Genomic DNA, 7,595 nt, shown 5'->3' with positions numbered 1-7,595 from the left:
CACCCCCATCATCACCCACCGCATCGGCATCGACGATTTCCGCGAGGGGTTCGAGGCCATGCGCTCCGGCAATTCCGGCAAGGTGGTCATGGATTGGTAAGGCAGGTCAAGGCGTGCAGACTGGGCTAACTTGAAACAACTGATTGCGGGAACGATAGAATGTCATTTCAGACCGGTGCACTGTCCTCCCGCGCGTGGCCTAGCAGATTATGAGTAGCTTGCAGCCTGTAGATATGAGGGAAAACTGGAACCGCCGGATGGTGATGCTGGCGCTTCCCATTATTCTGGCCAATCTGGCGCAGCCGATCCTGTCCCTGGTCGATACGATGGTGGCCGGGCATTTGCCGGGCTCCTCCTATCTCGGCGGTGTCGCGCTTGCCGGGGTGCTGTTCAACTTCCTGTTCTGGAGTTTCAGCTTCCTGCGAATGGCAACGACCGGCCTCGTTTCCCAGGCTTGGGGTGCGCAAGATGGTGCGCTGATGCGCCTGCATCTGCTCCGGGCACTTTTGATTGCCGCAACCGGCGGAGCGATCATCATCATCCTGCAAAAGCCGATCGTCGAGCTTGGATTGGGATTCCTCGGCGGCAGCGCGGCGGTCTATGAAAGCGCTTCGGCCTACGCCTTTGCCCGTATCTGGTCCGCCCCTGCCGCGCTTGGAAATTTCGTCCTTCTCGGCTATCTCCTCGGATGCCAGCGGGTGATGATTTCGCTCGCCCTGCAGATCGCACTCAACGTCATCAATCTCGTTGCGACATTGACGCTGGTTTTTGTGTTCGACTGGGGCGTTGCCGGTATTGGTGCCGGCACAGCGCTTGCGGAGTGGATTGCCTTGATCGCGGGGCTTGTGATCGTCAAGCCGTTTGGCGCACGCCCGGCGCTGGCGTTGAGGGATCTCCTGGACAGGCTGGCGTTCCAGCGTCTCATCGCCGTCAACCGCGACATCTTTTTGCGCAGCCTGTTTCTGCTGATCTGCTTTGGCTGGTTTGCCCGCAGCGGGGCTGCGGAAGGTGACGCTATTCTGGCGGCCAATGCCATTCTTCTCAATCTGCACGGTTTCACATCCTACGGTCTGGATGGTTTTGCCCACGCCACCGAAACCCTTGTCGGCTCGGTCATCGGTGCAAAGCGCAAGGACGCGCTTGCCCGCGTGATCAAAGCAGCCTTTCTGTGGTCGGGATTGGTCGCACTTCTGTTTTCGCTGTGTTATGCATTTGCCGGCCCATCGATCATCGCGCTCCTCACCAATCAGGAGGATGTGCGGGCCGTTGCCACCGTCTTCCTTCCGTATCTCGTCGTCCTGCCGCTCGTTTCGGTCACCAGCTATATGCTCGACGGGGTTTTTATCGGCGCAATGCGAACCCGGGAATTGCGCAACAGCATGTTTGTTTCGACGGTCATCTTCCTTGTGGCGGCCTATGTGTTGCAGCAATTCTTCGGCAATCATGGACTGTGGATGGCTATGATGGTGCTGATGTTTGCCAGAGCCGCAACATTGGGCATAAGCCTGAAACGGCGGGGCTTTATCGACGGATAGCCTGCCGTTCGAGCTTTAGGGCGCCGGCAAATGGAGCGCTCTAATTCTCGTTCATCGCGCGGCTGCCGTCATGGAGGTTGCGAAACCGCGCTGCGGCCTCTGTCCTGTTGTGAACACCCAATTTCCGGATGATGTGGTGCAGGTGAATCTTGACGGTATGCTCCGACAAACCGCATTCCGCAGCGATCAGCTTATTTTGCAGACCATGCGAAACCATGCCCAAGATTTGCGATTCCCGTGTGGTGAGCGACGCCATATTGACGTTAGCGGTCCTGGCCGTGCCGTTGTCTGAATATGCATGTGCTTTCTGGTCGCGGAGTTTTGCCTCATGGATCAGCGCGGGGGGCAAATACTCAGCGCCACAGAGCAGCAACCGCATGATCGACAGCCAGACATCGAGCCTGAGATCCATCGGCAAAACGCTTCGAATAAGCGGAGACCTGACGACGTCGCTGATCGATGTCACCAAGACCTTGTCATAGGGCTCGATCACTGCGGTTAACGCATGCGGATGCATGCGCATGAGTTCGGAGGCCTCGGCCTCGGCTTTCCTCATCAAGGCTCTATCGACCAGGATGAGTGCGACCGGATAGGAGAAGACCGCACATGCGGTGTCGATCGTATCGACCTGCTCGACCCGTATCCAAGGGAATTCGCGCTCCAGAGCATCGATCAGAGATGGCGATATGCTCCCGCTGTTTGCCAGGATCAAAATGACCCGTTGTGGTCCAACGCGTCTGCTGGCCCCCGCAGCGTCATGTTCATTCCCGTCCAACAGCATCATGTCTGTACCCATCACTCTGCGCACGCCCAAGCCAGATAACGGCCAAAGTCCGAACGGAATCCATGCGTTCGATCCAGACTGTAGCTGACGATGGGAACAGCCGCGACGGCGCAAAACGGCTGAGACGGGAGCATCGACGTTCGATGCGTGCGAAGATATGGCCGCATCATCCCTCATCCAAACGGACAGGGAGGGTAGCCGGCGGGGCACCCAAGCGGCGGTAGGTTTCTGCTTTAATCTTTAAGCCTCCACCACCCCGCTCCGCCTTCGGATTGGTCTGCATCAATCGATATAGAGGCCGTCATATTCTCGGCGGACGCCGCATCGCATTCTCACCCATATTGATGAAGCAAAGCCGCCGCTCTTCCCCTTCTCAATCTCGATGCAATGGGCACACTGAAGCTCAACCCGCGATGGGGCAGTTTGGCACTTCCAGCTTGGAGACATACGTTGCTTGTTTCATTCCGGCGTCACGAAAGCGCATTGCGTACACTGTTTGCCGCAGTCGCCCTCAGCGTTTCGGGCGGCGCTTTTTCGCCCGTTCTCGCGGGGGATGATCAATTCCAGCCACAAACAAAAATTCGCCTGACGGTCGTTCAATGGATGCCCTCCAAGGGCGTTTATGAGAGGTGGGACGCGCTCGGCGGCGAATTCATGATTTCGCAGGCGAAAACGGTGTCGCTTCCGATTATCGGCACGGTTTCCGTTGGGGGTCTTGATGGCGCGGGTCTGGCTGCAGAAATCGCCAGGCAACTGAAGACCAAAATCGGACTGGTGCAGACACCCGAGGCGACCATCGAAATTCTGGAGCGGCCGCCGATCTACGTTATCGGTGACGTGAACAAGCCTGGCGAATACGGGTTTCATCCGGGGCTGACGGTCCTGCAATCGGTGGCGATGAGCGGCGGGGAATTCAGGCCGTCGAATGGGTCAACGGGGAGCTTTGATAAAACGGGTTATGTCGGCCAGTTGCAGGAGATCGGCAACGCGATCCTGCGCAGCAAAATCAAAATCGCCCGTCTTCAGGCTGAAATGTCGGATGGCATGGAAATGCGCCTGGAGCCGGACATGCAAGACGGCCACGGGATCGCTGCGGCCATATTCGAGCAGGAAAAAATCATCTACGCCGCTCGCCGCAATGACATGGATCGCCAGTCGAAATCCTATGCCGAGCTGCGCGATCTTCTCACATCCGAAATCGCCACGATTGAAAAGAAGATTTCCAGCACGGACGAGGACATCGTGTCCGTCCAAAAAGAACTGACCAATGTCAAAAGCATGGTCGAGCGCGGCATCGCGCTGCCATCGCGCCAGTCCGACCTCGAGCGCACATTGCGCAGCTATCACGGCAACCGGCTTGACCTTGTAACCGCCATCATGCGGGCGCGCCAGAATATCGCTGAGACAACGCGCAGCCTCGATGGTCTCTACGACAAGCAGCGCACGGAAGTGGCCGTCGAACTCCAATTGGAACAGGCAAGCCTCGACCAGCAAAATCTAAAGCGGGACACGACGCAGAAGCTTCTGCTGGAGGCTTTGTCGGGAGATGCCGGTTCGCCGGCCGAGGCGGGTGGAGCGACCCTGGCTTTCAGCGTGACACGGCAGGAAGGCCAATCCATCCGCGAGATACCGGCATTGGATTCCACGGTCCTGCAGCCAGGCGATGTCGTGCGGGTCAGCCGCAAAGCGCCTGTGGCCCCGGCTGACGCCATGGTTTCCCCGGTGGATGCGGAAACCCAATCGGAACAGGCAAGTCAGTGAGGACGGACACGTTTAAGGCGGTAGCAGGTGGCGGGGCGGATCGAACCGCTCGGGGCAACGGAACAGAGAAAGCAAGGCATACGCTATGAAGGGGATCATACTTGCCGGGGGTAGCGGCACGCGTCTCTACCCTCTGACGATCGCGGTATCGAAACAGATGCTGCCAATCTACGACAAACCCATGATTTTTTACCCCTTGAGCGTCTTGATGCTGGCCGGCATCCGCGAAATTCTCATCATTTCCACGCCGCGCGACCTCCCCTGTTTCCAGGAGCTGTTTGGCGATGGGTCCGATTTCGGACTGAGCCTGTCTTATGCCGAACAGCCCCATCCGAATGGGCTGGCAGAAGCTTTCATCATTGGCCGCGACTTCATCGGCAAGGACAATGTCGCGATGATCCTCGGCGACAATATCTTCTTCGGGCATGGACTTCCCAATATTTGCAGGCAGGCGACGGCACGGGAAAAGGGCGCTTCGGTCTTTGCCTATCATGTCGAGGATCCCGAGCGCTACGGTGTCGTCAGCTTCGACAAATCGACCGGCAAAGCCATGACGATCGAAGAAAAACCGGCGCAGCCGAAATCCAACTGGGCCGTGACCGGACTGTATTTTTACGACAATGATGTCATCGACATCGCCTCTTCCATCAGGCCATCCGATCGGGGCGAGCTCGAGATCACCACCGTCAACAATATCTATCTCGAGCGGGGCGATCTGCATGTCTGCCAGCTCGGACGTGGCTATGCCTGGCTCGATACCGGTACCTATGACAGCCTGCAGGATGCCTCCTCGTTTGTGCGAACGGTCGAACGGCGGCAGGGGATCCAGATCGCCTGCCCGGAGGAAATTGCTCTGGATATGGGTTGGCTTCAGCCGGAAGAGGTCCTGCGGCGTGCATGCCTGCTCGGCAAGACCGCCTATGCGGCCTATCTGCGCCGGCGCGTAGAGGAATATGCAGCATGAGCCTCCAGATCAAATCGCTGGGGCTGGACGGTGTCTTGGAAATCCTGCCACCGAAGTTTCAAGACGACCGGGGATTCTTTTCCGAAACATGGAACGCGCAATTGCTGAGCGACAGCGGCGTGAAGCTCGACTTTGTCCAGGACAATCATTCCCGCTCGATTGCGCCAGGGGTGCTGCGCGGGCTGCATTACCAACTTCCGCCCTATGCGCAGGACAAGCTGGTCCGGGTGGTCAAGGGCTCCATCTTTGACGTCGTCGTCGATATCCGGCGCGGTTCTCCCAGTTTTGCGCAGTGGACAGCCCTGCGCATTTCTGCCTCCAAATGGAACCAGGTGCTCGTGCCCAAGGGGTTCGCACATGGTTTTCTGACGCTCGAGCCGGACACGGAGGTGGTCTACAAGGTCACCAGTCCCTACTCAGCCAGCCACAGCCGCTCGATACGCTATGACGACCCAGATATCGGGATTATCTGGCCGATGAATGCTTCGGCATTTCAACTCTCCGACAACGATCGCATGGCGCAGTCCCTTGATACAGCAGAGGTTTTCGACATGGCTGAGGAGAATGCGCTATGAACATCCTCGTTACGGGTGGTGCAGGTTTCATTGGTTCGGCCCTGTGCCGGCATCTCGTCGAGATCGGCGAGACCGTCATCAATGTCGATAAACTCACCTATGCCGGCAATCTGGCCTCTCTGCGATCCGTCGAAACCCGAGCGAACTACCGCTTCGTCAACGCCGATATCTGCAATGAAGCCGCGCTTGGCGAGCTGATGAGGCGGGAGAGGATCGACCGCGTCATTCATCTGGCAGCTGAAACGCATGTCGACCGGTCGATCGATGGACCGGCCCAATTCATTGAAACCAACATTGTCGGCACCTTCCGGCTTCTTCAGGCATCGTTGAAATACTGGCGCCAGCTGTCTGAAGCCGCGCAACGGCAATTCCGCTTCCATCATGTTTCCACAGATGAAGTCTTTGGCGATCTGCCGTTCGACGACAGCACTTTCAACGAGCAGACACCTTACGCGCCGTCATCCCCCTATTCCGCGTCGAAGGCGGCGTCGGATCATCTGGTTCGCGCTTGGCATCACACTTTCGGCCTGCCGATCGTCATGTCCAATTGCTCGAACAATTACGGGCCCTATCATTTTCCGGAAAAACTCATTCCGCTGGTTATTCTGAATGCGCTCAACGAGAAGCCCTTGCCGGTCTATGGCGCGGGAATGAATGTGCGTGACTGGCTCTATGTCGAAGATCATGCACGCGCGCTTGCGCTGATCGCAAGCCAGGGCACCATCGGCGAAAGCTACAATATCGGCGGAAGCTGCGAGCGTTCCAATCTCGCGGTCGTTCAGGCGATCTGCGATATTCTGGACAGCGCGAAGCCCCGCCGCAATCAAAAAAGCTACCATGATCTCATCTGTTTCGTGGCCGACAGGCCCGGTCACGATCGCCGTTATGCGATGGATACAACGAAAATCGAAAGCGAGCTGGGTTGGAAGCCGCAGGAGAGTTTTGAGACAGGACTTTCGCAGACCATTGCCTGGTATCTCGACAATGAATGGTGGTGGAGGCCGATCCGGGATGGCGCTTATGCTGGTGCCCGGCTTGGCAGATTGGCTGCCGTGCAATGAAAATCCTGGTGACCGGCACGAAAGGGCAGGTGGTCACCAGCCTTGTCGAGGCCGCCGCCGCCATGGAGGATATCGAACTGGTCGCCGTTGGCCGGCCGGATTTCGATCTCGCCGACCCGTCCTCGGTCAGACAGGCAATTCTTGCAGCCAAGCCTGACGTCGTCGTATCGTCCGCCGCTTATACTGCGGTTGACCGTGCCGAGGACGAACGCAATCTGGCTTATGCTATCAACGTCATGGGGGCGGCGGCGGTCGCCGAGGCCGCCGCCGTTTTGCGTGTGCCGATCATTCATCTTTCCACCGACTACGTGTTTTCCGGAACCGATCCCTACCCTTATCTGGAGGATGACGAGGCCGAACCGAAAACTGTTTACGGATACTCCAAGTTGCGCAGCGAGCGTGCGGTGGCCAGCGTCAATCCGCGCCATGTCATCCTGCGGACGAGCTGGGTCTACAGTCCGTTCGGGGCTAATTTTGTGAAAACCATGCTGCGCATTGCCACGGAGCGGGAGAGCGTCGGTGTCGTTTCCGATCAGTGGGGAAATCCGACCTCGGCTCTCGACCTCGCAACAGCGATTCTTCTGATCGCAACCTACCCCGCCAGATACAATACCGGCATTTATCACTTTACCGGAACAGGCGAGACAAACTGGTCGGGTTTTGCCCGGCATGTGTTTGACATCAGCCGGGCCCATGGCGGCCCCTATGCCGACGTCGAAGACATTCTGTCCAGCGATTACCGTACCAGGGCCAGACGCCCGGCAAATTCCTGTCTTTCGACCGACAAGTTCGAAAGGGTGTTCGGCTGGCGTGCACCAAGCTGGCAAGCCAGCGTGGAAACCGTTGTCCGGCGCATCATCGACAGGGACTATCCCAACTTCTCTTCGCCGCTGCACGGCGCACATAAGGCTTGAA

General features: G+C 57.9%; 7 protein-coding genes. 6 read left to right on the top strand and 1 reads right to left on the bottom strand.

The window, feature by feature from the left end; genetic code table 11:
- Window positions 1-218: 218 nt before the first annotated feature.
- Entirely contained in the window at window positions 219-1,535 is a 1,317-nt protein-coding gene (locus ASD32_RS05095) for an MATE family efflux transporter (RefSeq protein WP_200953563.1), read from the top strand.
- A gap of 40 nt (window positions 1,536-1,575) precedes the next feature.
- On the opposite strand, the gene ASD32_RS05090 is transcribed toward ASD32_RS05095, so the two are convergent.
- Window positions 1,576-2,319: a response regulator transcription factor gene (locus ASD32_RS05090; protein WP_244490102.1), complete on the bottom strand. Its 744-nt coding sequence runs from the start codon at window positions 2,317-2,319 to the stop codon at window positions 1,576-1,578.
- Between the two features lie 450 nt (window positions 2,320-2,769).
- Between ASD32_RS05090 and ASD32_RS05085 the strand changes: the two genes are divergently transcribed.
- From ASD32_RS05085 to rfbD, 5 genes are all read left to right on the top strand, one after another.
- The gene (locus ASD32_RS05085) at window positions 2,770-4,080 is read left to right on the top strand and encodes an exopolysaccharide biosynthesis protein (protein WP_060636874.1); all 1,311 of its coding nucleotides are present in this window, start codon (window positions 2,770-2,772) and stop codon (window positions 4,078-4,080) included.
- Between the two features lie 85 nt (window positions 4,081-4,165).
- Complete coding sequence (gene rfbA, locus ASD32_RS05080; protein ID WP_060636872.1) at window positions 4,166-5,044, top strand: glucose-1-phosphate thymidylyltransferase RfbA; 879 nt, start codon at window positions 4,166-4,168, stop codon at window positions 5,042-5,044.
- The gene (rfbC, locus tag ASD32_RS05075; protein WP_060636870.1) at window positions 5,041-5,619 is read left to right on the top strand and encodes a dTDP-4-dehydrorhamnose 3,5-epimerase; all 579 of its coding nucleotides are present in this window, start codon (window positions 5,041-5,043) and stop codon (window positions 5,617-5,619) included. The genes rfbA and rfbC overlap by 4 nt, the downstream gene beginning before the upstream one ends.
- Window positions 5,616-6,680 (top strand): dTDP-glucose 4,6-dehydratase, encoded by a 1,065-nt coding sequence (gene rfbB / locus ASD32_RS05070; RefSeq protein WP_060636868.1) that lies wholly within the window; start codon window positions 5,616-5,618, stop codon window positions 6,678-6,680. Before rfbC ends, rfbB begins: the two co-directional genes overlap by 4 nt.
- The gene (rfbD, locus tag ASD32_RS05065; RefSeq protein WP_060636866.1) at window positions 6,677-7,594 is read left to right on the top strand and encodes a dTDP-4-dehydrorhamnose reductase; all 918 of its coding nucleotides are present in this window, start codon (window positions 6,677-6,679) and stop codon (window positions 7,592-7,594) included. Before rfbB ends, rfbD begins: the two co-directional genes overlap by 4 nt.
- Window position 7,595: the final 1 nt, after the last annotated feature.

The sequence above is a fragment of the Rhizobium sp. Root483D2 genome, assembly GCF_001426685.1.
Classification (GTDB): domain Bacteria; phylum Pseudomonadota; class Alphaproteobacteria; order Rhizobiales; family Rhizobiaceae; genus Pararhizobium; species Pararhizobium qamdonense.
This window is presented reverse-complemented; position numbering and strand designations above follow the sequence as displayed.

What these genes read in the sequence shown, in the direction of transcription:
- ASD32_RS05090 (WP_244490102.1), bottom strand. Translation starts at nt 2,319, where the DNA reads ATGATGCTGTTGGACGGGAATGAACATGACGCTGCGGGGGCCAGCAGA.
- rfbD (WP_060636866.1), top strand. Translation starts at nt 6,677, where the DNA reads ATGAAAATCCTGGTGACCGGCACGAAAGGGCAGGTGGTCACCAGCCTT.
- rfbC (WP_060636870.1), top strand. Translation starts at nt 5,041, where the DNA reads ATGAGCCTCCAGATCAAATCGCTGGGGCTGGACGGTGTCTTGGAAATC.
- rfbB (WP_060636868.1), top strand. Translation starts at nt 5,616, where the DNA reads ATGAACATCCTCGTTACGGGTGGTGCAGGTTTCATTGGTTCGGCCCTG.
- rfbA (WP_060636872.1), top strand. Translation starts at nt 4,166, where the DNA reads ATGAAGGGGATCATACTTGCCGGGGGTAGCGGCACGCGTCTCTACCCT.